Annotated in this window: 1 pseudogene; it reads left to right on the forward strand. The window is 67.5% G+C overall.

Going from position 1 to position 206, the window contains the following annotated elements:
• Positions 1–206 (forward strand): annotated as a pseudogene (locus MFF58_RS32155) (hypothetical protein); the annotation flags it as partial.

Raw genomic sequence — 206 nt, forward strand, 5'->3', positions numbered from 1 at the left:
GCCTCCGGCTACGACCCGTTCAGCGTCAAGGACGGTGCGCTCACCATCACGGCCGTGCACGACCGCACCCAGTCGGGCTATCCCGGCAGCGACGAGTCCGGCCTGATCACCACCCAGGGCAACTTCTCCCAGAAGTACGGCTACTTCGAGATGCGGGCCGACCTGTCCGAGGCCAAGGGCGGCTGGGACGCGTTCTGGATGCAGCC

Origin of the sequence: Methylobacterium longum (genome assembly GCF_022179385.1) — a bacterium.
In the GTDB taxonomy this organism is placed as follows: Bacteria; Pseudomonadota; Alphaproteobacteria; order Rhizobiales; family Beijerinckiaceae; genus Methylobacterium; species Methylobacterium longum.